We start from the raw sequence: 23,034 nt of genomic DNA, 5'->3' as shown, positions 1-23,034 counted from the left end.
CCGGCGCGCCACTATTGCTGGCGCGCCACGGTTCAACCGGCTCGCTACCGTTCTACCGGCTCGGCACGGTTCCACCGGCTCGGCACGGTTTTACCGGCTGGCCACGGTCAGGGGGGACAGGGCGGTGGCCGGGTCGAGGGTGGGGCCTGTGGGGATCTGCTGGAGGAGGTTGCCGGGGATCGGGGCCACGTCGCCGGCCTCGAAGCCGAGCTTGGCGATCTGGTCGCCCGACTGCAGCGGATAACGGACGCCCTGATCGCTGATCAGGAAGTAGGTGGTGATCGAGCCGATCTGTCCGTCGCCGGGCAGTTGTCCCGCCACCACCGCGCTGCCCGGGGGCAGCAGGATCTGGTCCACCCGATCCTGGCCGCCGCTCGACGCCGGGGTCGGCAGGGCCAGCGAACTGCCCCCGGTGATCTTGGCGGAGAACGAGCCCTTCAGCGTGTCGCCGTACACCGAGCACAGTGGCGCCGTCGCGGGCAGCGTCATCGCCTTGGGCAGGGTCTCGGGCAGCCCGGCGCCGGCGATCTGCTGGCGGGACGGGGAGGCGTTGGCGGAGGCGGCGTCGATCTGGATCGGCTGGGCGCTCCGGTTGCCGTACGCCTTCTTCGTGGCCGGGTCCTCCAGCAGGAGAAGGGCCTGGGTCTCGGTGATCGCGGCCAGGCCGTCGGTCAGGAGGACGTACCAGCGTGAGGGGCCCCCGGTCATCGACGGCACCTTGAACACCTGGCCGACGATCGCGGTCACCTTGCCGTCCGGGCCGCGTACCTTCTTGCCGCGCTCGGCCACCTTCGGCCCCGCGAAGTCGACGCCGACCTTGACCGCGTTGAGCCACGAGGCGGGGACCTTGCGAGGCTTGGCGTTGAGCGCACTCACACCGGAGTCGTTGATCCGCATGCGGTGGTTGTTCCAGATCGCCCACTTCTGACCGTGGTCGTCCATGACGACCATCACCCCGGCGCCGACCGGCCGCCCGCCGACGTCGATCCCGCCGATCATCGTCGTGTACTGCTTCACGCCCCCCGCAGGGTCGGGCCCGTCCACCACGCAGACCGACCAGGGCGCCTTGACCAGCTTGTCCCGAGGGGGAAGGGAGTCAGGCAACCCCTGGATGCCGACCAGCGGCCCCCTGGCCAGCTCGTCCAGCGACGCCGACGCCACGCTGCGCGTCTTGACGTCCGGGGTGTCGAGGATCAGCCGCGCCGAGACATAGTTCGCCACCGGCAGCAGCCTGCTCTGTTTCTGGCTGTAGACGTATTTGGCGCCCGTTTCCTTCTCCACCAGGAGCTGGCCCGCTTCGGTGAGCTTCGTGGCGCCACCCGGGCTGACCAGACCCCAGATCCCGAACACCGCCATGATCAGAACAGCCACCAGGATGCCGCCGAACATCGCGATGTTCTGGCGGCGCAGGGGCGACTCCGGCACATCCGGCTCAGCCTGCAGCAGCGCCATGCCCAGGCGTTGTTGCATCAGGCGGTGCGCTTGGTAGAGGTCCTTCTTGGTCTGCATGTCACCTCTCCCCGATCACACGACGCGCCCCAGAGTAGTGGTGAACCACCTTTCCCCGGACAACACCCACCTTTCTCCCACCCCACCACCCCCAAACACCACCCCCACCTCCTGCCTCGCCACCTCCTGCCTCGCCACCTCCCCGCCTCCCTGCCTTCTCGCTCCTGCCACCTCACGCCTGTCAGCCACCCCGCCCACTCCGCCTGCCCACCAACCGCTTCGTGTCCCCGTGCCACGCACTCCGCGCCTCTGGCGCCCCAGGATCGTGCTCTGTGGGTTCCTCGCGCCTCGCGCCTCGCGCCTCGCGCCTCGCGCCTCGCGCCTCGCGCCTCGCGCCTCGCGCCTCGCGCCTCGCGCCTCGCGCCTCGCGCCTCGCCACCCGTGCGCTGTCGGTTCCCGTGCCACGCGGTCCGTGCGTCTGGCGTCCTGGGCCCGTGCTCTCTGGGTGCTCCGCGCCTCGTGTCACGCGTCGGGTGTACCGGGTCCGTGTCCTGAGGGTGTCTCACGCCTCGTGTCCCGCGTCCTGTGGTCTTACCGGTGCCATGCCAGCACCTTGGCCGTCGTGCGGGGCGGCTTGCCGTACTGGCTGGTGCTGGGGGTTGCGGGTGTCGGGAGGGTCAGCGGAGGCGGTTGGTGAGGGTGGTGGTGTTGTGGAGGCTGCGGGCCAGGGCGTCTTCCGCGGTGGTCGCCAGGGTGGTCACCGTGTCTTCGAGGTCGGCGGTGTCGCCCAGGGAGTTGGTGACTAGGTCGGCGGCCTGGGTGCGGAGGTCGGTTCTGGCGGTCGCGATGGCCTCCAGGATGGTCTCGGCGAGCGTGTCGGCGCCCAGTCGCATCGCGCGTGGGCCGATCTTGAGGTTGTGGACGCCCCTCAGCTCCGAGTACGCCACCGTCACCTGGCCGTCCGCGGCGTGTCCCTGGCCGGTCAGCTCTGCCATCTCCTCCTGTACCTGGCTGAGCGCCGCGAGGAAGTCGCCGGTGAAGGTGTGCATCTCGTCGGGGTCGAAGCCGAAGGAATGCCTAAAGTCGTCGCTCAATGTCCTCGTATCCCTGGTACGCGCCGCTTTCGTAGCGATCTGGCAGAAGGAAGCCGGTGGGCATGCGGCCGCTGATCACGTCCATGGCGCCCTTGGCCGCGGCGCCGAGCTGCCACTTGGTCGGGGTCAGGTCGTGGGGAGAAGCGGGCATGGGCCGGGGTTGGCCCTTGGCGCCCGTTCCCGCGCGGGCGTCCCGGCCCGAGAACAGCGGTGAACGGCCCGTCATCATCTTCGCCGTCAGGTTGCGCTCCACATGGTTGGCGAACCCCCACACCAGCGCCGGTCCCTGATTGATCGTCGCCTGCCGTAGGTCGAGCAGTCCCTGCCGGTCGCCGGTCAGGCTGTCCTTGGCGACCTTGGCTCCCAGCCCGGCGGCGATGGCCGTCGCGATCCCGTTGAGCGCCGTCGTCAGCCGCGCCTCCTGCGCCTGGAACTGCGCGAACAACACCCGCGCCTGCTTGCCCGCCGCCACCTGCGCCGCGAGAAACCCCACCCCACCCCCGAAAGAAGCTCGCAGCACCTGTACGGCAAGCCACACCAACCGCAACACAACCGCCGAGGTGTAGACGATGAACGCGAACAACAACGAAGCGCTGACCAGCAACATGATCCCGAGCAGCCGGGCCGACATCTCCTCGGACAGCAGGTCGCTGCCGAGCGTACGCATCCAGGCGTCGAAGTCCCGGCGATCATCCCCTGGCCACTGCTCGGCACTCAGCCCCGCCACAAGATCCGCGATGTTCGTCCGTCCTGCCCCGAGATCGCCGGCCGCATCCTCAAGCACCTGGTACGCCGCCGCCAGGGCACCCGTGTCGTACTGATGCACATAAAGCTTGCCCAGCAACGGCCAGCCGCCCCACACGACCGCGCAGGCGGCGGTGGCGAGCCCGATGTTGGCATGCGCGAGGTACTTCCCATAGCCCAGCGCGGCAACGGTCGCCTCCGGGACGCGCTCCCAGGGATCAGGCATCGAACGTCTCCGGCGACACCGTGCTGGCGTCCTCGCCCCGCTTCCAGTTCTGCCGTCCGTCCATGAGCTTGGCGCTGGCTTCCGAGACCCGCTGCAGCCGCCGCCGTACACGCTGGGCCAGATACCCCTCGGCCTCGGTGTAGGCGACGAACAGGCTCAGTGTGAACGCGGTCGGCGAGGCTTCGATCACCCGAAGCCCCACGATCTTCTCCAGCGCCTGGGCCAGAGGCGGCACCCCTTGCTCAGTCAGATCCTCGGCCAGCCGCCGCACCCGCCCCCGATCCATCCCCGCCTCACCCCAGCGCGGAGCCGCTTCGCTGTCTGGTCCTGAATCCCTCCACATCGGCTGGTCCGCGCGCGTCCCGGGCGGGGCGCCACTGGGCCGTGCGTGTCCGTGATTGAGCAGGCTGTCAAGATCGGGCATTGCATCCCCCTTCCCCCCCAAACACAACCACCCCACCGACCCCACCCCAGCGATCTTGACGCCCTCCCTACACCACATTGACGCGTTCCCAACGCCCCCACCCAACTCCTCCGCCTTCCGCCCCATACCGACAACCTGGGGTATGCGCCCATGCCGACAACCCAGGCGGTGCGCCCCATGCCGACAACCCGGGAGGTGCGCCCCGTGCGCGCAGCTTGGGAGGTGCGCCTCGTGCCGACAACCCACCGCGATGTGCGCCGGGCAAGCCCCATGCGGTGACCTGAAGGGGGTGATGGAACGGTCCGCGGATTGAGTGGTTCCGGAAACGGTCCTTCAGGCGGGTCAGGAACTCACGGAGGCTGGGCGGGAAGCGAGGGGAGGGCGGTTTGGATGGGGGTGGTGGTGCCCATGGTGAGGAGGAGGCCGCGGCCCGGGGGCCCGCCTACGGCGCCGCGCGGGAGCCGTACCGTGAAGAGGTCGCCGTCGGCCGGGCTCTGGATGGACAGCAGGAGGCCGGTGCGGGACTTGCGGGCCTCGGCGACGAAGCCGCGGTAGGCCGTCGCCAGGTCGCCGGTCGCGCCGGCGATGATCAGGCCGTGGTCGCCGTCCCGGCCCGTGCGGAGGATCTCGTCCAGGGCCATGCCGAGCGGGGCGTCGGGGTTGATGAGTTCGGCGTCGTCGACGATCACCACGTAGCTCGTCAGCGGGGCCACCAACTCCTGGAGGCCGGTGCCGTTGCCGTCCAGGATGGCCGTGGCGCCTTCGAGGTCGCGTAGCGGGCTGCGGCGGGGGACCACCGCGATCACGGGGGTGTTCTGGGCGATCAGGGAGTGGGCGGCGGTCATCAGGGCCGAGGAGCGGCCGGATCTCGGCGGGCCGGCGATCACCGCGCCTGGGCCGTGGGCCAGGAGGTCTATGCCCATCGGGGCCAGGGCGTCGCCCCCCGCGCCGAGGAGAGCCCACAGCGGGGACGGGGCGGTGAACGACGGGCGCAGGGCCAAAGCCTGGTCGGCGGTCATGCGCATGGGAAGAGCGTCCACGCGCAGGGGGTGCTGGTCTTCGTCGAGGTCGGCGGGGGCGGTGGCTCTGGACAGTGTTTGCAGGGCCGCCACCTGGGCCTGGCCGGACGGGTCTTCGGTCAGGAGGGCGATCTGGTTTTCCACCACGCCGTGTTCGCCGGTGGACAGGGCGCGGCCGGGGGGCATGGCGGCGGGGAGGTCCTTGAGGGGGAGGCCGGCGAGGGCGTAGTCCGCCTGGTCGGCCAGACGGAGGATGAGGCGGTCGTCGAAGACCGTGGAGACCTGGCCCAGCAGGCTGGAACGGTCGCCGGTCACCACCGCCCGCAACCCCACCGCCGGGCCCTCGCGCAGGAGCTGGAGGAGGGCTTCGGTGAGGCGGCCGTAGTCGTACGCCTCAAAAGCGGCCACGTATCCCTCCCAGCGGTCGAGCATGAGCACCAGCCAGGGCAGCCGATGCCCCGCTTGCCGGCATTCGGCCAGGGAGGCATGGCCTGCCTCGGCGAGGATCTGCTGGCGGCGGCCCACCTCGGCGCGCAGGCGGGACAGGAGGCGCTCGACCCGGTCCAGCTGGTCGCGGGTGACCACGGCGCCGCAGTGTGGCATCGCGACCAGGGGGAGGAGGGCACCGGAGCCGCAGTCCACGGCGTGCAGGTGTACGTCGGCGGGGGAGGTGCGCGCCGCTATGGCACCGGCGATCGTCCGCAACGCCGTGGACCTGCCGCTTCGCGAGGCGCCGGCGATGAGCAGGTGGCCACCGTGAGCGAGATCGAGGGTGAGCGGCCGCCGGTCCTGCGCCCACGGCCGGTCGGTGGCGCCGAACACCAGCGGCTCCACCTCGCGGAACCCACCGGGCCGCGGTGCACCGCCATCGAAGTCGCCAGCCTGTGGTGTGTCACCGTCGAGGTCGTCAGCCTGTGGTGTGTCACCGTCGAAGGGGAGGACGAGCTGGTCGGGCAGGGGCTCCAGCCATGGGCTCGGCTGGGGCGGTACGGCGGCCAGTCTGGCGGCCTCCGTCAGCGCGTCGGCCAGCAGGGTGAGGTCGGTGACGGCCGAGGTCTCGGTGGGTTCCGGAGCCGCGGGCAGCGACTTGCCCAGGGCGCGCCAGTCCAGCTCGACCACGCGGACCGCGCGTCGCCTGCCGCCCTCGTCCGCGGCCGCGCCGGGCGCGCGACCCCCCACCCGCCCAGTCTGTACGGCTACCGCCGCCCCAGCCCCCGACTTCACAAAGCAGCGACCCGGCGCCGACTTGGGAATGTGGGCCGCGTCAGGCAGGTCGATCACATCCGTGGACTCGACCGGCTCCGTCACCCGCAGCGCGATCCGGAGCGAGGTGTTGGCCTGAATGTCAGCCGTCACGACCCCGGCCGGGCGCTGCGTGGCCAGGATGAGGTGAACGCCCAGCGACCGGCCACGCCGCGCGATGTCGACAAGCCCGGCCACGAAATCGGGCAACTCCGCCACCAGCGCCGCGAACTCATCGATGATCAGCACCAGCCGCGGCATCGCGGGCCTCACCCCCGGATGCAGGCCGTCCGCAGAGGAAGCCGCGTACGGCCTGCCGAGCCGTGACCCGGTGACGTCCCGGCCGCCGGGAGATGGCCGCCGGAGGTCGGTGTAGTCGTCGATGTCCTTGGCCCCCGCGTCCAGCAGCAACCGCTCGCGCCGCCGGATCTCGGCGCCCAGCGAGTCGAGCGCCCGCCGGGTCAGGTGCCCGTCGAGGTCGCTGACCATGCCCACCGTGTGCGGCAGCCGGGCGCATTCCTTGAACGCCGCCCCGCCCTTGTAGTCGATCAGGACGAACGCCAGCTGGTCCGGCCGGTTCGCCACGGCCAGCGAGCAGATCAGCGACTGCAGCAGCTCCGACTTCCCCGCGCCCGTCGTGCCCGCGACCAGCCCATGAGGACCGTCCAGCCGCAGATCGATCGGGAACGCGCCGTCGGGACCCATGCCGATCAACGCCCTGGTGGACCCGGTGTCGCGCCATCCGGCGAGAATGTCCTGGCCGGTCGGGGCACGCAGGCCGAGCAGGTCGAGCAGGCGTACCGACTCCGGCAGATTGCCCGACGGGTCGTCCCTGCTCACGTCGCGGATCGGCGCCAGCGACCTGGCCAGCCGGTCGCACCACTGCGGGGACACCTGGTCGGCCAGCACCGCGCCGATGGCGTCCAGGCCGCCGCCGCGCAGGCGTACCAGACCATCGGCCCCGCACGTCGCGACCGTGGCGCACTCCTCGGGCAGCAGGCGCTGGTCCTCGTCGAGCGCGAGCGTGAAGACGCCCGCGCGCGGGCCGTGGCGCAGGACCTGCGGCATGCCCGGCAGCCCACGCAGGGCCTGGGCGCCGTCGAGGACGACCAGAACGTCGTAGGGACGCTCGTCGTAGGTGGAGAAGGCGGGAGGCTCGGGGCCGCCCAGATCGTCCCAGCCTGTGGGGATCTTGCCGAGCTCGGGGATGGCGGTGTTCTGGCGCTCGTCGATGAGGGCGGCCAGCTCGGACACCCGCCGCGCGGCCGAGTCGGGGTCGGCGCCGATCAGGACGAGGCAGTCCTCCCCGCCGCGTGGGGCGCAGTGGGGCAGCCAGCGTACCCAGCTCCAGCGCCGCTCCCCGTCGGCATGCGCGGACAGCACCACCACGGCCAGGTCACGCGGGCTGTGCAGGGTCGCGGCCTGGCCGATCAGCCAGCCCGCCAGCGCGGTCGACGTCTCGCGCGGCCCGGTCACCCCGGCGACGCCGAGGCGGCGCATCGCCAGGGCCACGGGCACGCTGGCGCACAGCGGCGGGTCCAGCCGGCCGCCGCCGCTCTCCTCGACCAGCTCCAGGTTGGCGGGCAGGTCGGCCAGCCCCACGCGCAGCCGCAGCGCGTCGGGGTCGTGGATGCGCCGCTCCCACAGCCGCCTGCGCGGGCCGGTCGCGGTCAGCAGCACCTCGGCGGGGTTGGGGGCGTCGGAACGCCGGGCCACCTCGTCGTCGGCGCGGGCCCGCTCGACCACCCGCTCGTACTCGGCCAGCCGCTCCTGATGCTCGCGCATCGCCTGGCGGTGCTGCTTCCTGCCGTGGCGCCGGTCGCTCCACCACTGGCCGATCATGATCAGTGGGGTCATCAGCGCGATGAGCAGGAAGTACCACTGACCCAGCACCAGCGTCAGCACCACCCCCAGCACGGCGGGCAGGAACGCGGCCAGCAACTGCAGCCGCATCCCCTCGTTCTTGCGCGGCTCCGCGGGCCGCTCGAACCTGCGCTCCGGCTCGGGACGCCGCAGCCTCGGCGGCCGGTTATACGCCACACCACCCTCGGGAGCAGGCGCCAGATGGGCGTCGCGCGGCTCCACCGCGCCCAGCGCGAACACCGAGGACCCGCACGTCAGCAACGCGTGCTCCGGCCAGTCGGCGGCCTCGGCCAGCGGCTTGCCGTCGAGCTCCGGCGGACCGCCGGGCCAGACCGCCCGCAGGTCGTCGTCGGCGGGCGCGAGATAACGGGCGCGCTCGGACGCCTCCCAGCGGTCGGCCTCGCGCTGGTCGTCGCGTTCGGCCAGCTCGGTGAGCTCCTCGGCGTAGCGGCCCTTGATCCGCCGCCGCCGCGGTCCCGGCGGCGGCTCCCTGCGCACCGGCTCGATCGTGATCGCCTCGGGCGTGATCCGCAGCGTCGCCGCCTCAGGCGCCAGCACAGGATCCGGTACGGCTATCGCGCACATGGCATCGGAACCGATGACATGCGAGCCCAGGCTCAGCCGGTGGACCGCTCCCGCCCCCGGACCACCCACGATCCGCACCTCGGCCACGCCGAGCGGCTCCTCGGTGACGGTCGCGCGGGCCAGATGGCGTTCGAGCGTGATCCGGTCGCCGTCATGGAGAACCGCCCTGGCCAGCGCCCGCGAGTCGACCTGCCGCCCGCCGCGCCACAGCGCCGGACCCTCCTGCCCCAGCCCGTCGCCCCGCTCGGGCTCGCGCTGCTCGGGGACGCGTGGGATCGCCCGCTCCTGATGCTGCGGGTACGGCGGCGCCGACGACATCCCATACGGCGCCCGGGACCGGGGCAGCTTGACGACCTTGGCCAGCGGCTCCCGCCCCCCGTCGAGGGCCTCGGCCACCCGGGCCACGGTGACGCCGTCGTCGAGCTCGACCACCACGTCACGGTCGCCCTGCTCGCCGAGCACGGTGAGCATGATCCGCATGTGCCGTCTCCTCGCAGGGGGTCGGACCTCGGCGTCACGGTAACGCCAGAAGTGAGGTTAGGCCCGCGGATTGACGGCACGGGCATGATCGGGCTCGCCTGTGGACAACGAAACGGACCTGTGGAAAACATTGGGAGATTTTGCCAGGACTTGGGGCGCGGTCTGTGGATAACCCTGTGGACGCAGGCTGTGACCAGGGCTTTGGCCAGGGGGAGCTTGGGGATTGACGGGCGTGTCGGGCCGCGACCGGCTGCTCCGGAATCGCGGACAGCGGTGAGGAGCGGTCGATTACGGAGCGTGACGTTTCGAGGGAGGAAGGAGGCGAAAGTCGACGGCGATGAGGAGCCGTGGTCGCGGTGGCGGGGACTGGTGGGGAACCACATGTGGCGCCGTGACAGGGGGTGCCTGCGGGGCGGGGTGGGCGCCGCGAGCGGAAGGAGGGGTGCCGCGGGTGTGGGGCGCGAGGGAGGAGTCCTGCGGGGTGGGGTGTCGCGGGACGTGGGGCGCGAGAGGGGCGGTGGGGAAGTGCCTGCGGGCGGACGGGGGGCCGTGACCGGAGGGAAGCGCCTGAGGGTTGTGGAAGCGCGTGGTGGGGGTGGGTGCCGAGGTGGAGGGGGCTGGGGGTCGAGGGTGGGTTTAGGGGGATTTGTGGGGGTGGGTCTTGGCGTGGAGGGCGTCGGCCTTTTCTTCCAGGAGGCCCGCATAAGCGTCCACCTCGGAGGTCACCGCCGCCAGCCCGCTGGCCGCCCGATGCAGCCTCCTGGCCACCCTCCGCGACACCCGGGCGGAAGCCACCCGCCCCACAAACGCCCGCACACCAGGACGGGCAAGGAACGACCGCACACGACTGGCCATGTCCCGAATGATCCCACAACCTGAACCCGTTCAGAAGATCCCCAAATATCACATCAAGATCCCCAGCACTGTGACACCCGTGACGCCTGTGATTTCTGCGCCCTGTATCACGAAATTTCGGTCTGAATCAACCAACCCAACCCAACCGGTCTACCGTTTTGGTGTTGACAGGCCCCCACCTGCGAAACGAGCATTGGTCACCGCATTCCCGCCCCACTCCCGCACGTGGATGCACATAATGGCGTGAATTCTACAATTTCGCATATGGGAGCCCCCCACCCATGAGGACCAGTGAGAAACCCGCCACGAATTCGGCGGGGCCAAGTGGTGCGCTCTCCGCCGAGCGCAAGCTCCCCGTACCCCCACGCGAGCGTAAGCCCGCACTGGCCGCACTCGCCGTCCTCCTGATCCTGGGCGGCGCCCTGGCGACCACGCTTCTGGTGATGCGCAGCGGCGACCGTATTTCCGCGGTCCGCGTGATCCAGCAGGTGGGCGCCGGCCAGCAATTCACCGAACAAGCGCTGGAAGAAGTCCAGATCGCCGACACCGGCATTGACTACGTTCCGTGGTCGCAGCGCGGAGAGGTGATCAAATCGTTCGCCGCCGTCACCATCCTGCCCGGCACCTTGCTCACGAATGACATGGGGATAAACGCCAGTAAGGAGCTCGGACCGGGAAAGGCCAAGGTGGGATTGGCGCTGAAACCCGGGCAGATGCCAGAAGGCCTGATCAAGGGTGACCGGGTCCAGGTGGTGCACGTTCCCAGCCGCAGCGGTACCGAGCGGTCCAGGGTTCTGGCGGCGAGCGCGCTGGTCCACGGCGTCGGGGAGAAGGGCCTGGTCACCGTGATCGTCGACACGGCCGTCTCGGCCGAGGTGGTCGGCTACGCCTCCAGCGGGGAGATCGCCGTTGCCGAACTCCCGGGGGCCCGCTGACGTGGCGCTGATCGTGCTGGCCGCCGACAAGGGCGCGCCGGGCGTCACCACCGCCGCGACGGCCCTGGCCGCCGTGTGGCCGCGGCCGGTGCTGCTCGCCGAGTGCGATCCCGCGGGAGGAGATCTGGCCTACCGGCTGCCGGCCGCCGACGGCGGCGTGCTCAACCCGGGAAAGGGGCTGCTCAGCCTGGGCGCCGTCGCCCGCAGGGGGATCGAGCCCGCCCAGATCCACGAGCACACCCAGAAGATCGTCGGCGGGCTCGACGTGCTGGCCGGGCTCACGCACGGTGAGCAGGCGGCGGGTCTGACGTGGCTGTGGGGACCCCTGGGACGTTCGCTGGCGGGCATGCCCAACGCCGACGTCATCGCCGACTGCGGCCGCCTCGGAACTTATCCACAGGTCAACGACCTCATCAACGAGGCCGCGGTGACCGTCCTGCTGACCAGGCCCAGCCTCGACCACGTCGCGCACCTGCGCGAGCGCCTGTCCATCACCAAGGCCCACGGCGTCGTGGTGATCGCCAACCCGCGCCGCTACCGCGCCTCCATCGAGGAGGTACGCCGCGTCGTCGGCCCCAACGTCAAGTTCGTCCACGGCCTGGCCGACGACCCCAAGGGCGCCGAACTGCTACGCGGCGAGTGGGGCGGCCGCCTCGACCGATCTCTCCTCATCCGTACGGCACGCGACCTGGCGGGAAGGCTGGTGAACTACCAGTGATCGACCACTCCCTGGTCAAGCGCTTCCGCCAGGAAGTGGGCGACCGCCTGGCTCACCAGCGCCGCATCGACCAGGCCAACGGCCTGCCCGCGATGACCGGCGAGGACGAGCGCCAGTTCGCCAGGGCGCTCATCTCGCAGGTCCTGGAGGAGCACGCGCGCGGCGAGATCGGCATGGGCCGCACCCCGCCGACGATCGAGGAGGAGGAAGGGCTGGCCGCGGGCATCCACGCGGCGTTGTTCGGCGTCGGCCGCCTGCAGCCGCTCCTCGACGACACCGAGGTCGAGAACATCGACATCAACGGCCACGACAAGGTCTTCGTCTCCTACGCCGACGGCCGCGAGTCGCTGCACGAGCCGGTCGCCGACTCCGACGACGAACTCGTCGAGCTCATCCAGATCCTGGCCGCCTACTCGGGCCTGTCGAGCCGCCCGTTCGACACCGCCAACCCCCAGCTCGACCTGCGCCTGCCCGACGGTTCCCGGCTGAGCGCCGTCATGGACGTCACGGTACGGCCGGCCGTCTCGATCCGCCGCAGCCGCCTGGGCAAGGTGTTCCTGCCCGACCTGGTCGGCAACGGCACGCTGACCCCGGACATCGCCAGGTTCCTCCAGGCGGCGGTCGCCACCCGCCAGAACATCATGATCGCCGGATCCACCAACGCCGGGAAGACCACGCTCCTGCGCGCCCTGGCCAACGAGATCCCGTCCGGCGAGCGTCTCATCACCGTCGAACGCGCCCTGGAGCTGGGACTCGACCAGTTCCCCGAGCTCCACCCGAACGTGGTCGCCTTCGAGCAGCGCCTACCCAACTCCGAGGGCCAGGGCGAGATCACCATGGCCGAGCTCGTCCGCAGAAGCCTGCGCATGAACCCCAGCCGCGTCATCGTCGGCGAGGTTCTCGGCGACGAGATCGTCACCATGCTCAACGCGATGACCCAGGGCAACGACGGCTCCCTGTCGACCATCCACGCCAACTCCAGCATGGAGGTCTTCAACCGCATCGCCACCTATGCCCTCCAGGCCAACGAGCGCCTGCCCATCGACGCCACGCACATGCTCATCGCCGGCGCCATCGACTTCGTCGTCTTCATCGAGAAGCACAACGACTACGACCAGGGCGGCAGCCTGCGCCGATTCGTCTCCAGCGTGCGCGAGGTCAACGGCTGCGACGGCCGCGTGCTGTCGAGCGAGATCTTCGCGCCCGGTCCCGACGGCCACGCCGTACCCCATGCTCCCGTGCAGGCCGACCTGGGGAACTGGTGATGATCAACCTCGACCCCTTCACGATGCTCGCGGGCGCCGCCACCGGCGGCGGCCTGTTCCTGCTCTTTCTTTCCCTGTACGGCATGCGTCCCCACCCCGGCAGGCCCAAGCGCGAGGTCATCAGGATGCTGACCACCCGCACCGCCATCGCCGGCGTCAGCGCGGCGTTGATCATGGTGGTCACCGGCTGGCCGGTGGTCGCGGTGGGGGCGGTGCTGCTGGTGTTCGCGTGGCGCGGGCTGTCGGGAGGCGCCTCGGAGGAACGCGGGTCGATGCGCCGCCTCGAAGGCCTGGCCGCCTGGACCGAGTCGCTGCGCGACACGATCGCCGGCGCCGCCGGGCTCGAACAGGCCATTCCGGCCTCGATCAGGGCCGCCGCGCCGATGCTCAGGCCGCACCTGCGGGCGCTGGTCGACCGGATGCACTCCCGGATGGCGCTGCCCGACGCGCTGCGGCTGTTCGCCGACGAGCTGGACGACCCCTCGGCCGACCTGGTGGTGGCGGCGCTGATACTCAACTCGCGGCTGCGCGGGCCTGGCCTGCGCGACGTGCTGGGGGCGCTGGCCGTCTCGGCGCGCGAGGAACTCGACATGCGCCGCCGGGTCGAGGCCGAACGCCGCTCCACCCGGCGCAGCGTGCAGATCGTGGTGATCACCGCGCTCGTCTTCGCCGGGTTGCTGGTGGTCTTCAACCCCTCCTACGTCAGCGAGTACAGCTCGTGGCTGGGGCAGGCGGTGCTGCTCGTGGTGGCGGGGCTGTTCGGCGCCGGGTTCGCGTGGATGCGGCGCCTGGCGAGGTTCGACAAGCCGACGCGGCTGCTGGCTCCGCAGGTCGCCGCGGAAGTACCCCAGGCGGTGAAGCATGGTTGAGGGTGTGCTGGCGGGCGGCGCGTTCGGGCTGGGCGCCTTCCTGCTGCTGCGGGCGCTGTTCCCGGCCAGGCCGGGGCTGGTGGCGCGGCTGCTGGCGCTGGACGCGGTCCGCGAGGACGCGGGCGCGCCCCGGCTGCAGCTCGTCCTTCCCGACGAGGAGGTCAGCGCGTTCCGCCGCGGGCTCGGCGTACGGCTGGCCCGCTTCCTGCTGTCGCGGGGCTGGGAGGCGCGCTCGATCAGGGCGGACCTGGCGCTGGTCGGGCGCTCGTTCGAGGGGTTCCTGGCCACCAAGGTGCTGCTGGCGGCGGCCGGGCTGCTCGCCTTCCCCGTGCTGCTCGGCTGGCTGGTGCTCATGGAGTGGGGGACCTCGCTCGCGATCCCGTTCTGGGCCGCCGTCGTGGTGGCCGTGGTCTTCTTCTTCCTGCCCGACCTGCAGATACGGCGGGACGCCGCGGCCCGGCGGCGCGACTTCCGCCACGTCGTCGGCGCCTTCCTCGACCTCGTGTCGATGAACCTGGCCGGCGGACGGGGCGTACCGGAAGCGCTGGTCATGGCCGTGTCGGTCAGCGGCGAGCAGCCCAACTGGGCGATGTCCCGCATTCGCGACGCGCTGAGCGGCGCGCGGATCGTCGGCATCACCCCCTGGCAGGCGCTCGGCCAGCTCGGCGAGGAGATCAACGTCGACGAGCTGCGCGACCTGTCCGCCGCGCTGGGCCTGGTGGCCGACGACGGCGCGAAGGTGCGCGCCTCGCTCACCGCCCGCGCCGCCACCCTGCGCCGCCGCGAGCTGGCCGAGATCGAGGGCCGCGCGGGCGAGCGCTCGCAGTCGATGCTGGTCGCCCAGTTGCTGCTCTGCGCGGGCTTTGTGATCTTTCTCAGTTTTCCCGCCGCTATGAAGATGTTGGGGTCGTGATGCTGAACCATCCTTGGGTCGTCTACCTGGTCGCCTACCTGGGAGTGCGCGTCCATCGCGCGCGCACCGCACCCTCGCGCGGCGCCTCGGCCGTCGAATGGGTGATCATCACCGCGATCATCGCGGGCGTCGCGCTCGGCCTGGCGACGTTGATCAAGACACTGGTCGAGCAGAAGCAGAGCGAGATCCAGAACAGCTTCGGCAATGGCGGCGGCGGTGGCGGCAAGGAATGACCGCGGCGCCACGGTCGTGGAGCTGGCCTTCCTCATGCCGGTCATCCTGGCCGTCGCCCTGCTCATCGTGCAGGTCGCGCTCTGGTTCCACGGCAGGCAGGTGGCCGAGGCCGCGGCCAGGGAGGGCGCGCGGGTCGCCAGGTCGGCGCCCGTGAGCGGAGCCTGGGAGGAACCGGCCAAGGCCAAGGCGAAGGCCGTGGTCGGCGCGATCGGCCCGCGTCTGCTGACCAACGCCGCCGCCACCACCTCGACCAGGGAGCCCGACGAGCGCTGGGTGACCGTGACCGGCACCGCCGTACAGGTGATTCCGCTGCTGCCCGAACTGGCGTTCACCGTCAGCGCGACCTCGGGCGGCCCGGTCGAGTGCTTCCGTCCCGACGACGGCGGGCTGGACTGCGATGAGAGGTGACCAGGGGTCGATGGCGGTCGAGACGGTCATGCTCGCGCCGGTGTTCCTGCTGTTCCTCATGTTCCTGGTCGGCGCCGGACGGCTGGTGGAGGCCCAGGGCGAGGTGAACGGCGCGGCCAGGGACTCCGCCCGCGCCGCGTCGGTGCAGCGGACCATGGACACGGCCGAGACCGCCGCGAAGTCGTCGGCCGGGCACGCGCTCAAGGGCAGATGCCAGTCGCACGAGGTGTCGCTGTCCGGGTCGGAGTGGACCGAGGGCGGCCAGGTGCACGCCGAGGTCAGTTGCGAGCTGGACCTGGGCTTCCTCGGGTTCGGCGCGACCAAGCGGCTCACCGGGACCTCGGTGGTGCCGCTGGAGCAGTTCAGGAGGGTCGAATGAGCGGCGGCGAGCGGGGCTCGATGTCGGTGTTCACCGTGCTCTTCTCGGTCGTGGTGTTCCTGCTGGCCGGGCTGCTCGTGGACGGCGGCGCCGCGATCAACGCCAAGCTGCGCGCCACCGACATCGCCGAGCAGGCGGCGCGCGCCGCCGCCGACCAGGTCGACGTCGAGCACCTGCGCGCCACCGGGATGGCCAGGCTCCAGGGCGAGAGCGAGGTGTGCGGGCGGGCCGACGAGGTGGTCTCCGCGCACGACGCCGACGAGGTCGCGCGCGGCGACTGCGCGGTCTCCGGCGGCGCAGAGGTGCGCGTCACCGTGACCGTCCGCTGGAACGCCTTCTTTCTCGGCGCGCTCGGCTTCACCGGATCGGAGATGGAGGGCGAGGCCACCGCGGCGCCGGACGCCAGATGATCCAGACCGAAACCGGCCACTCGCTGGCCTGGGCGGGCCGTTCATGACAACGCTGGAGCGAGAAGGGAGTGGCGATGCCGACGCGAGAGCCGGTGCGGCCCAGGCGGGCGCCCGTGCGCATCCCGACCAGGCGGACCGCGGGTGACGTGCTCGCCGGGCTCGGGGCGCTCGTGGTGCTGGTCGCGCTCGTGGGCGGCGTGCCGTACGCGCTGCTTGTGCTGGCGGGCCCGCCGATCACCGCGGAGCTGCTCGACCTCGACCTGCTGACCAGCCGCGTCGGGCCGAGCACGATCGTCGCGCTGCTGGTCCTGCTGGTGTGGCTGGCCTGGTTCCAGCTGCTGGTCTGCGTGGTGGTGGAGGTCTACGCGGGCGTACGACGGGTCGGCATGCCCGCCCGCGTACCCCTGTCCGGCGGCACCCAGATGCTGGCCAACAAGCTGGTCTCGGCGGTACTGCTGTTGTTCACCGCCTCCGCCGCCGTGGTGCCGATCGCCCGGCTGGGCGCGCCGCCACCGGCCCCGCACCCGATCGCGACGGTCGCGCTCGCTGCCCCGATCGTCGAGGCGGAGACGACGAAGAAGGCCAAGAAGGTGTACGTGGTGCAGCCGCCGCACGGCCGACACCACGAGAGCCTGTGGGAGATCGCCGAGAAGTGCCTGGGCGACGGGCGGCGATATCCGGAGATCTACCGGCTCAACCAGCAAAAGGAGCAGCCCGACGGTACCCGGCTGCGGATGGCCGACCTGATCCGGCCCGGCTGGGTGCTGGACATGCCGGACGACGCGCGCAACGTGCACGTGGTGCCCGCCGGGCAGGGCCGGGTGGAGACGCTCCGCGAGCATCCCGGACGTGCGGAGCCGGTCGGCAGGGTGTCCGGCAAGGCGGAGAAGTCGGCCACGCAGGAGCAGGCGCCGCTGGTCAAGAAGGAGACGACGACCAACCAGCCAGAGATCGCGAAAAAGCCGGAAATAGTGGGCGAAACGCCGCAACAGCCCATGCCCGAGGAGGAGCGGAGCTCTGGGCTGGATCTGGTGGACTACCTGGCGGGGGCGTCGCTCGCGGCGGCGGGCCTGCTGGTGGTGCTGGGCAGGCGCAGGCGCGAACAACTGTGGCGGCGGGCGTTCGGCCATCGCGTGGTGCGCCCGCGTGACGACGCCGCCAAGGCCGAGGTGGCGCTGAGGTTCGGCGCGGACGCGCCGGGCACCCGCATTCTCGACGTCGGCCTGCGCCTGCTCGGGGCGGAGCTGGCGGCCCAGGACCGCACGCCGCCCACCGTCTACGCCGCCCACCTGTCCGCGCGCCATCTCGACCTGTGGATCCACCCGCCGGACAACGACCCGCCCGCGCCCTGGACGGTCCAGGACGGCGGCCAAGTCTGGCGGCTGCACGCGCACGAGGGACGCCTGCTGACCGACCAGGGACCCGCCCAGCAGGGCGGCGCGCCGTACCCCGGGCTGGTCTCGCTCGGCACGGACGAGTCGGGACGGGTGCTGATCGACCTGGAGGCGGCGCAGGGCCTGATCAACATCCGCGGCGCGCAGACGACCGCGGCGCTCGGCGCGCTCGCCGTGGAGCTGGCCACCAACCGCTGGTCCGACCGGATGCGGGTCACGCTGATCGGGTTCGGCGAGGAGCTGACCGCGATCGCCCCCGACCGGATCAAGGCGGTCGGCAGCCTCGCCGAGGTGCTGCCCGAGCTGGAGGCCACGGCCGCGCCGCGCGAGCAGGTGCTCACCGGGCGCGTCAACGGCAGCCCGCGCGACGCCCACTTCCTGCTGTCGGCGGTCGCGCCCACCCAGGAGGAGGCGCGCCGCCTGGCGCTGCTGGCCCGCAAGGACACCGCCGGATACGTCGTGCCCGGTGAGTCGCCGCACGCCACCTGGACGCTGGAGATCACCGACGACGGCCGCGCCCGCATCGCCGAACTCGGCTTCGAGGTCGCCGCGCAGCTCCTGCCACGGCGTCACTACAAGGCCCTGATCGATCTCTTCCGTACGGCGGAGCAGCTCGACGGCGAGGCCATGCCCGACCCGGAGCCGCTGGACGAGATGCAGCCCCCCGCCGTCGAGATCAGGCTGCTCGGCCCGATCGAGATCATCGGCCCGGAGCCGCTGGAGGCCGGGCGGATGGCGATCGCCGTCGAGCTGCTGATCTACCTGGCCACCCATCCCGGCGGCGTGCACCCGGTGGTGCTCGGCGGCGTGCTGTGGCCGCGCGGCGTACAGGCCATGGTCAGGGACGCGACGATCGCCCGGGTGGCCGACTGGCTGGGCGAGGAGCACCTGTTCACCGACGATGCCGGGAGGTTGCGGCTCGGGCCGGGCGTGCGTACCGACTGGGTGCTCTTCCGCGAGCTGGTCAGGCGCTCGCACGGGGACGCGACGGCGCGGGCCGTCATACTCGACAAGGCCCTCGGGCTGGTCAGAGGCCCGTTGCTGAGCGGGCGCCCGCCCGGCAGATACGCGTGGCTGGCCGCCGACGAGCTGGAGTACGACGTCGCGGCCGGTGTCGCCGACGCCGCCCACCGGCTGTGCGAGATCCGCCTGGCGCACGGCGAGCCGGACGCCGCCGTCGCGGCCGCGCGGGCCGGGCTGCTGCTGGCCGCCGACGACGAGGGCCTCTGGCGCGACCTGCTGCGCGCCACCCACGCCACCGGCGACCAGGTACGGCTGCGCGCCGTCGTCGACGGGCTGACCAGGAGGTCGTCCTCGCACCCGTACGGCGGTGGGATGGCGCCGGAGACCGAGGCGCTCATCGACGAACTGCTGCCGTCCTGGCGGATCCACATCGTGAGGGAGTCGTCGGCATGAGGCGCGTGCTGATCGTGTCGTGCCTGCTGGCCGCCGGGTGCGCGGCGCAGCCGGAGAAGGTCTACACGCCCAGGGTCGCTCCCGCTCCGGCCGGGTCGGTGGCTTCCGCCGTACCGTCGCCGACCACGGAGACGATCGAGGTCGGCGAGAAGCTCACGGTCCAGGTCGAGTGGCCGGCCGCCGCCGACCCGCTGCTGAAGACGTTCACCGACTACTACGTCGACTCGTGGCGGGCGGTGGTCAGCGGCGACGACACCTACCTGGAGCAGGTCGAGGGGCCCGCCGCGAAGGAGTCCTACGACTGGGTGAAGGGCTTCGGCAAGAGTTCGGTGACCGGCACAGCGAAGCTCTACGCGCTGGCCGTGAGCGCGCGGATGGGCGAGGGCGCGCAGATCAACGCGTGCGTGGACGAGACCGGCCTGCGGCTGATCTCCAAGAGCACCGGCCGGGCCTTCACGCGCCAGCCCTCGTGGACGCGCGAGACCTACCTGCAGGCCGCGATCACGCACCGCGGCGACGACGGCGTTTGGCGGGTCAAGGACTTCCGCCACAGCAGCGAAGGGTGTGACCGATGAACCGCCTGCTCTCGGTACTGGCCGCGGGAGTCCTGCTGCTCGACCCCGGTGGCACGCGTGGCGACGGCTTCCAGGACGGCCGCACCGCCGGAGTCCGGCTCGAGAACTCCAAGATCGTGATCACCGGCAACGGGGTGAAGGGCGGCAAGAGCGACGGCTACCAGCTCAAACGCCCCTGCTGGTACGAGCCGGGACCCGGCGCCGACGAGATGCTGAAGACCCAGGAGGACGTGCGCGCGTACTGGTTCCGCATGAACCCGAACGGGACGGAGGAGCAGTTCGAGAAGTTCCTCAAGCAGTTCAAGGACAAGATCGGCCAGCCGGGCCGCTGGTGGACGCCCGCCTACAACGAGGCCGACTCGCGGGGACGGGCGTGCTGGGGCGGCCTGGATGAGTTCGTCTGGGTTCCGCCGGGTACGACCCCGCCCTCGGGGATCACGCTGGCCGAGCTGGCCGAGATCGCCCGCGCCGCGCTGACCGTGCCGGAGCCCAACGTCAAGCTGAACCCCGACGCCAAGAGTTACGTCAACCTGCCCACCTGGGTGTGGCTGGACGGCGTGGGCGAGACGAGCCGGTCGGTGACGGCCTCGATCCCCGGCGTCATGTCGGCGACGGTCCGGGCGACGCTGGAGGACATCAAGATCAACCCTGGCACCGACAAGCGGCGGGCCGAGGTGCGCGAGCAGTGCGGGACGAGCGGCAAGCCGTACGTGAAGGGCGGGGAGTTCACCTGCGGCGTGCGCTACCTGCAGGCCTCCGTCGACCAGGCGCGCAAGGTGTACGTGCTCACGGTCACCACGGTGTGGCCGGTGGAGGTCGTGGACGACGTGGTGCCCTTCCAGTACGCGCCCGTCCAGGTCCAGGCGCGGCGCGACGTTCCCGTGGGGGAGGTCCAGAGCACGGTCCGGCCCTAGCGGTCGGCGATCACGCTGACGAGCGGGGCGAGCTCGGGTAGCTGGGCGGCCTCGTCCAGCACCTCCTTCAGCACGGCGTCGTGCGTGGGGCTCGCCTCGGCCAGCAGCGCGCGGCCGGCGGGCGTCACCTCGGAGTAGATGCCACGCCGGTCGTCCTCGCACAGGTACCTGCGCAGCAGGTCGCGGTTCTCCAGCCTGGTGACCAGCCGGGTGGTGGCGCTCTGGCTCAGGACGACCGCCCTGGCCAGTTGCTGCATGCGCATGTGCCAGCCGTCCTGCCGGTCGAGCACGTCCAGCACGGTGTACTCGCTCACGCTCAGCCCGTGCCGTTTCTGCAGCGACTTCTCCAGGCGCTCCTCGATGCGGGCGTGCAGCGCGGCGAGCGTGCGCCAGCCCTGGGCGCGAGCTTCCACGGCGTCGTCGGCGATGGCCATGGTTGACCCCTCAGCTCGTTGTGTGCTCATATAGTCGGCGTGTGCAACTAATGCATACGCTCACTAACGTCGTCTAAGGGATATTCTATGCCTCTCGCCTTGTTCGCGCTCGCGATCAGCGCCTTCGGCATCGGAACCACCGAGTTCATCATCAACGGCCTGCTCCCCGAGATGGCCCACGACTTCGGGGTCACCATCCCCGCCGCCGGTCTGCTCGTCTCCGGATACGCCCTGGGCGTCGCCGTCGGAGGGCCGCCGCTGACCATGCTCGGCGGCCGGTGGTCACGCAAGACCATGCTGCTCGCGTTGATGGTGTTGTTCATCGCCGGCAACCTGCTGTCGGCCCTCGCGCCCGACTACGGCGTCCTCATGGTGGGCCGCCTCCTGGCCGCCTTCTCGCACGGCGCGTACTTCGGCGTCGGCTCCGTCGTCGCCGCCGACCTCGTCGCGCCGCACAAACGGGCCAGCGCGATCGCGCTCATGTTCACCGGCCTGACGCTCGCGAACGTCCTCGGGGTCCCGCTCGGCACCTGGATCGGGCAGGCGTACGGCTGGCGCTCCACGTTCTGGGTCGTCGTCGTGATCGGCGTCATCGGCCTGGCGGGAGTCCTGGCCCTGGTCCCCCGCCAAGACCGCCAACCGGTGAGCCTGCGCACCGAACTGGCCACCTTCAGGAAGGGCGGCGTCTGGCTCGCTCTGGCCATGACCGTGTTCGGCTTCGCCCCGGTCTTCGCGGTGATCACCTTCATCGCCCCGATGATGACCGGAGTGGGCGGTTTCTCGCCCGGCGCCGTCCCCGTCGTCATGGCCCTGTTCGGCGTCGGACTGGTCGTCGGCAACATCATCGGCGGCAAGCTGGCCGACCGGGCACTGATGCCCGCCATCTACGGCTCCGTTGCCGCCCTGACGCTGCTGGCCGTGGTCGTCGCCTGGCTGGCCGGCAACCAGATCGCCTTCGTGGCGGCCATCACGTTGTTCGGGGTGGCGGCCTTCGCCACCGTCCCGCCCCTCCAGACCAGAGTCCTGGACGCCGCCGCCGGCGCCCCGACCCTGGCCTCGGCGGCCAACATCGGCGCCTTCAACGTCGGCAACGCCATCGGCTCCTTCGCCGCCGGCCTCACCATCGACGCCGGCCTCGGCTATACCTCACCCGCCTGGACCGCCGCCCTCCTGGGCCTGGTCGGCCTGGGCGTCGCGGGCTTGGCAGGCCTCCAGGCCCGCCGCCACACCCTGGCCACCGCCTGACAGCAGGGCAGGAGGGCCCCGAACCGGGACCCTCCTGCCCTGCTACATGCTCAGTCGAAGAGCTCTTCCACATGCCTCACGGTGAGGGCACCGCTCAGCCAGGAGTCGAGCTGCTCGATACTATCGCAGGTCAGGATGCGGTGTTCGGCATCTTTCGTAACCTCAACGCCGCGCTCGCGCAGGACCTTGACGATGGACTCCGCCTCGCCCTTGGCGAGGCACTCGGCCTGGAACTCCTGCATCATCGGACTCTTGAACTTCTGGGTCGTCACGGACATGAGTTCCCTCCAGAACGCCATGGATACTTCATAGGGTAGTCCGCCAAGCGCCGCATCGCAGTAGGTGGTCCCCTGCTCAAGTGGCATGGACAGGAGCATCTGCCGGAACGTGTCGAACGTCACGGTGGCATTCGCGGTCTGGCTGTGCATGATGGCCGAAAGCGTCGCGAGCTCCGGCCGCTCGATCGCCTCCTTGACGTCGGACATCACGGGAACCGACCCCGGCCCGACCATGAGCGGGAGCAGGGTCATGCCCGGATGTCCCAAGGGGATGGGTTTGCTGTACCGCTTGGTGGCGTTGGGGCAGGGGCAGGCGACCAGCAGGACGACCGGGCATTTCAGCCGGGCGCGCAGGGTCGTCATGTAGACCGGCCACGACCACTCCTTGCGGTCGTCGTGCTTGAGCTGGACCTCGACGATGACGGCGAGTTGTGCCTCTTTCCTGCGCCGAAGCACCATGACGGTGTCGGCGCGGTACTCGGTTGGCTTGACGTCGGGAAAGTCGCCCGACTCCAAGCAGACTTGATCGTGGGAGGGGATGTCCACGCCGTGCTCGCCCACCAATGTGGCTGCGAGCAGGGGGTGGTTTCTGAACAAGTCCACGAGGGACTCGTGAGCCAATGACGGCATGGAGTAAAGATTGCCGACTGTTGGTGTCAGATGACG

The 23,034-nt window shown here is 71.0% G+C and carries 21 protein-coding genes; 13 read left to right on the top strand and 8 right to left on the bottom strand.

What is annotated here, in order from left to right:
• Positions 1-90: 90 nt before the first annotated feature.
• From eccB to ACFWYW_RS13250, 6 genes are all read right to left on the bottom strand, one after another.
• Positions 91-1,509 carry a type VII secretion protein EccB gene (gene eccB / locus ACFWYW_RS13275; RefSeq protein WP_379609981.1) on the bottom strand — a complete coding sequence of 473 codons (1,419 nt, stop codon included), beginning with the start codon at positions 1,507-1,509 and terminating at the stop codon, positions 91-93.
• A gap of 617 nt (positions 1,510-2,126) precedes the next feature.
• Positions 2,127-2,543, bottom strand: a complete 417-nt coding sequence (locus ACFWYW_RS13270) for a YbaB/EbfC family nucleoid-associated protein (RefSeq protein ID WP_379609980.1) — start codon at positions 2,541-2,543, stop codon at positions 2,127-2,129.
• Positions 2,527-3,513 (bottom strand): hypothetical protein, encoded by a 987-nt coding sequence (locus tag ACFWYW_RS13265; RefSeq protein ID WP_379609979.1) that lies wholly within the window; start codon positions 3,511-3,513, stop codon positions 2,527-2,529. The genes ACFWYW_RS13270 and ACFWYW_RS13265 overlap by 17 nt, the downstream gene beginning before the upstream one ends.
• A complete protein-coding gene (locus ACFWYW_RS13260) occupies positions 3,506-3,799 on the bottom strand; it encodes a hypothetical protein (RefSeq protein WP_379609978.1) in 294 nt (97 codons plus the stop codon). The genes ACFWYW_RS13265 and ACFWYW_RS13260 overlap by 8 nt, the downstream gene beginning before the upstream one ends.
• A gap of 488 nt (positions 3,800-4,287) precedes the next feature.
• Entirely contained in the window at positions 4,288-9,126 is a 4,839-nt protein-coding gene (locus ACFWYW_RS13255; protein WP_379640977.1) for an FtsK/SpoIIIE domain-containing protein, read from the bottom strand.
• A 636-nt stretch (positions 9,127-9,762) separates the two neighbouring features.
• The gene (locus tag ACFWYW_RS13250; RefSeq protein WP_379609975.1) at positions 9,763-9,981 is read right to left on the bottom strand and encodes a hypothetical protein; all 219 of its coding nucleotides are present in this window, start codon (positions 9,979-9,981) and stop codon (positions 9,763-9,765) included.
• Between the two features lie 281 nt (positions 9,982-10,262).
• On the opposite strand from ACFWYW_RS13250, the gene ACFWYW_RS13245 reads away from it, so the two are divergent.
• The 12 genes from ACFWYW_RS13245 to ACFWYW_RS13190 all read left to right on the top strand — a co-directional run bounded on the left by ACFWYW_RS13245 (position 10,263) and on the right by ACFWYW_RS13190 (position 20,411).
• Positions 10,263-10,916 (top strand): hypothetical protein, encoded by a 654-nt coding sequence (locus ACFWYW_RS13245; protein WP_379609974.1) that lies wholly within the window; start codon positions 10,263-10,265, stop codon positions 10,914-10,916.
• Positions 10,891-11,634 carry a hypothetical protein gene (locus ACFWYW_RS13240; RefSeq protein ID WP_379609973.1) on the top strand — a complete coding sequence of 248 codons (744 nt, stop codon included), beginning with the start codon at positions 10,891-10,893 and terminating at the stop codon, positions 11,632-11,634. Before ACFWYW_RS13245 ends, ACFWYW_RS13240 begins: the two co-directional genes overlap by 26 nt.
• Positions 11,631-12,899 carry a CpaF family protein gene (locus tag ACFWYW_RS13235; protein ID WP_379609972.1) on the top strand — a complete coding sequence of 423 codons (1,269 nt, stop codon included), beginning with the start codon at positions 11,631-11,633 and terminating at the stop codon, positions 12,897-12,899. Before ACFWYW_RS13240 ends, ACFWYW_RS13235 begins: the two co-directional genes overlap by 4 nt.
• A complete protein-coding gene (locus ACFWYW_RS13230; RefSeq protein WP_379609971.1) occupies positions 12,899-13,768 on the top strand; it encodes a type II secretion system F family protein in 870 nt (289 codons plus the stop codon). Before ACFWYW_RS13235 ends, ACFWYW_RS13230 begins: the two co-directional genes overlap by 1 nt.
• Entirely contained in the window at positions 13,761-14,681 is a 921-nt protein-coding gene (locus ACFWYW_RS13225; RefSeq protein WP_379609970.1) for a type II secretion system protein, read from the top strand. The genes ACFWYW_RS13230 and ACFWYW_RS13225 overlap by 8 nt, the downstream gene beginning before the upstream one ends.
• On the top strand, positions 14,681-14,914 hold the full coding sequence (locus ACFWYW_RS13220; protein ID WP_379609969.1) for a hypothetical protein: 234 nt from the start codon (positions 14,681-14,683) through the stop codon (positions 14,912-14,914). Before ACFWYW_RS13225 ends, ACFWYW_RS13220 begins: the two co-directional genes overlap by 1 nt.
• Positions 14,898-15,323 carry a TadE/TadG family type IV pilus assembly protein gene (locus ACFWYW_RS13215; protein ID WP_379609968.1) on the top strand — a complete coding sequence of 142 codons (426 nt, stop codon included), beginning with the start codon at positions 14,898-14,900 and terminating at the stop codon, positions 15,321-15,323. The genes ACFWYW_RS13220 and ACFWYW_RS13215 overlap by 17 nt, the downstream gene beginning before the upstream one ends.
• 10 nt (positions 15,324-15,333) lie before the next feature.
• Entirely contained in the window at positions 15,334-15,702 is a 369-nt protein-coding gene (locus ACFWYW_RS13210; RefSeq protein ID WP_379609967.1) for a TadE family protein, read from the top strand.
• Positions 15,699-16,112, top strand: a complete 414-nt coding sequence (locus ACFWYW_RS13205; RefSeq protein WP_379609966.1) for a pilus assembly protein TadG-related protein — start codon at positions 15,699-15,701, stop codon at positions 16,110-16,112. The genes ACFWYW_RS13210 and ACFWYW_RS13205 overlap by 4 nt, the downstream gene beginning before the upstream one ends.
• Positions 16,113-16,186: 74 nt before the next feature.
• Entirely contained in the window at positions 16,187-18,922 is a 2,736-nt protein-coding gene (locus ACFWYW_RS13200; protein WP_379609965.1) for a BTAD domain-containing putative transcriptional regulator, read from the top strand.
• Complete coding sequence (locus tag ACFWYW_RS13195; RefSeq protein WP_379609964.1) at positions 18,919-19,497, top strand: hypothetical protein; 579 nt, start codon at positions 18,919-18,921, stop codon at positions 19,495-19,497. Before ACFWYW_RS13200 ends, ACFWYW_RS13195 begins: the two co-directional genes overlap by 4 nt.
• Entirely contained in the window at positions 19,494-20,411 is a 918-nt protein-coding gene (locus ACFWYW_RS13190) for a hypothetical protein (RefSeq protein ID WP_379609963.1), read from the top strand. The genes ACFWYW_RS13195 and ACFWYW_RS13190 overlap by 4 nt, the downstream gene beginning before the upstream one ends.
• Here ACFWYW_RS13190 and ACFWYW_RS13185 read toward each other — a convergent pair.
• The gene (locus tag ACFWYW_RS13185) at positions 20,408-20,845 is read right to left on the bottom strand and encodes a MarR family winged helix-turn-helix transcriptional regulator (RefSeq protein ID WP_379609962.1); all 438 of its coding nucleotides are present in this window, start codon (positions 20,843-20,845) and stop codon (positions 20,408-20,410) included. The genes ACFWYW_RS13190 and ACFWYW_RS13185 overlap by 4 nt on opposite strands.
• Before the next feature lie 87 nt (positions 20,846-20,932).
• Here ACFWYW_RS13185 and ACFWYW_RS13180 point away from each other — a divergent pair, with 87 nt between their 5' ends.
• Positions 20,933-22,090 carry an MFS transporter gene (locus tag ACFWYW_RS13180; protein ID WP_379609961.1) on the top strand — a complete coding sequence of 386 codons (1,158 nt, stop codon included), beginning with the start codon at positions 20,933-20,935 and terminating at the stop codon, positions 22,088-22,090.
• 50 nt (positions 22,091-22,140) lie between these two features.
• Here ACFWYW_RS13180 and ACFWYW_RS13175 read toward each other — a convergent pair whose 3' ends face one another.
• Complete coding sequence (locus ACFWYW_RS13175) at positions 22,141-22,971, bottom strand: hypothetical protein (protein ID WP_379609960.1); 831 nt, start codon at positions 22,969-22,971, stop codon at positions 22,141-22,143.
• Positions 22,972-23,034 lie beyond the last annotated feature (63 nt).

This window comes from Nonomuraea sp. NPDC059023 (genome assembly GCF_042740095.1).
Classification (GTDB): domain Bacteria; phylum Actinomycetota; class Actinomycetes; order Streptosporangiales; family Streptosporangiaceae; genus Nonomuraea.
The sequence above is the reverse complement of the archived record's forward strand: the minus strand, read 5'-3'. Positions and strand labels throughout refer to the sequence as shown.

What these genes read in the sequence shown, in the direction of transcription:
- eccB (WP_379609981.1), bottom strand. Translation starts at nt 1,509, where the DNA reads ATGCAGACCAAGAAGGACCTCTACCAAGCGCACCGCCTGATGCAACAA.
- ACFWYW_RS13265 (WP_379609979.1), bottom strand. Translation starts at nt 3,513, where the DNA reads ATGCCTGATCCCTGGGAGCGCGTCCCGGAGGCGACCGTTGCCGCGCTG.
- ACFWYW_RS13260 (WP_379609978.1), bottom strand. Translation starts at nt 3,799, where the DNA reads ATGGATCGGGGGCGGGTGCGGCGGCTGGCCGAGGATCTGACTGAGCAA.
- ACFWYW_RS13255 (WP_379640977.1), bottom strand. Translation starts at nt 9,126, where the DNA reads ATGCGGATCATGCTCACCGTGCTCGGCGAGCAGGGCGACCGTGACGTG.
- ACFWYW_RS13250 (WP_379609975.1), bottom strand. Translation starts at nt 9,981, where the DNA reads ATGGCCAGTCGTGTGCGGTCGTTCCTTGCCCGTCCTGGTGTGCGGGCG.
- ACFWYW_RS13245 (WP_379609974.1), top strand. Translation starts at nt 10,263, where the DNA reads ATGAGGACCAGTGAGAAACCCGCCACGAATTCGGCGGGGCCAAGTGGT.
- ACFWYW_RS13230 (WP_379609971.1), top strand. Translation starts at nt 12,899, where the DNA reads ATGATCAACCTCGACCCCTTCACGATGCTCGCGGGCGCCGCCACCGGC.
- ACFWYW_RS13225 (WP_379609970.1), top strand. Translation starts at nt 13,761, where the DNA reads ATGGTTGAGGGTGTGCTGGCGGGCGGCGCGTTCGGGCTGGGCGCCTTC.
- ACFWYW_RS13220 (WP_379609969.1), top strand. Translation starts at nt 14,681, where the DNA reads ATGCTGAACCATCCTTGGGTCGTCTACCTGGTCGCCTACCTGGGAGTG.
- ACFWYW_RS13210 (WP_379609967.1), top strand. Translation starts at nt 15,334, where the DNA reads ATGGCGGTCGAGACGGTCATGCTCGCGCCGGTGTTCCTGCTGTTCCTC.
- ACFWYW_RS13205 (WP_379609966.1), top strand. Translation starts at nt 15,699, where the DNA reads ATGAGCGGCGGCGAGCGGGGCTCGATGTCGGTGTTCACCGTGCTCTTC.
- ACFWYW_RS13200 (WP_379609965.1), top strand. Translation starts at nt 16,187, where the DNA reads ATGCCGACGCGAGAGCCGGTGCGGCCCAGGCGGGCGCCCGTGCGCATC.
- ACFWYW_RS13195 (WP_379609964.1), top strand. Translation starts at nt 18,919, where the DNA reads ATGAGGCGCGTGCTGATCGTGTCGTGCCTGCTGGCCGCCGGGTGCGCG.
- ACFWYW_RS13190 (WP_379609963.1), top strand. Translation starts at nt 19,494, where the DNA reads ATGAACCGCCTGCTCTCGGTACTGGCCGCGGGAGTCCTGCTGCTCGAC.
- ACFWYW_RS13185 (WP_379609962.1), bottom strand. Translation starts at nt 20,845, where the DNA reads ATGGCCATCGCCGACGACGCCGTGGAAGCTCGCGCCCAGGGCTGGCGC.
- ACFWYW_RS13180 (WP_379609961.1), top strand. Translation starts at nt 20,933, where the DNA reads ATGCCTCTCGCCTTGTTCGCGCTCGCGATCAGCGCCTTCGGCATCGGA.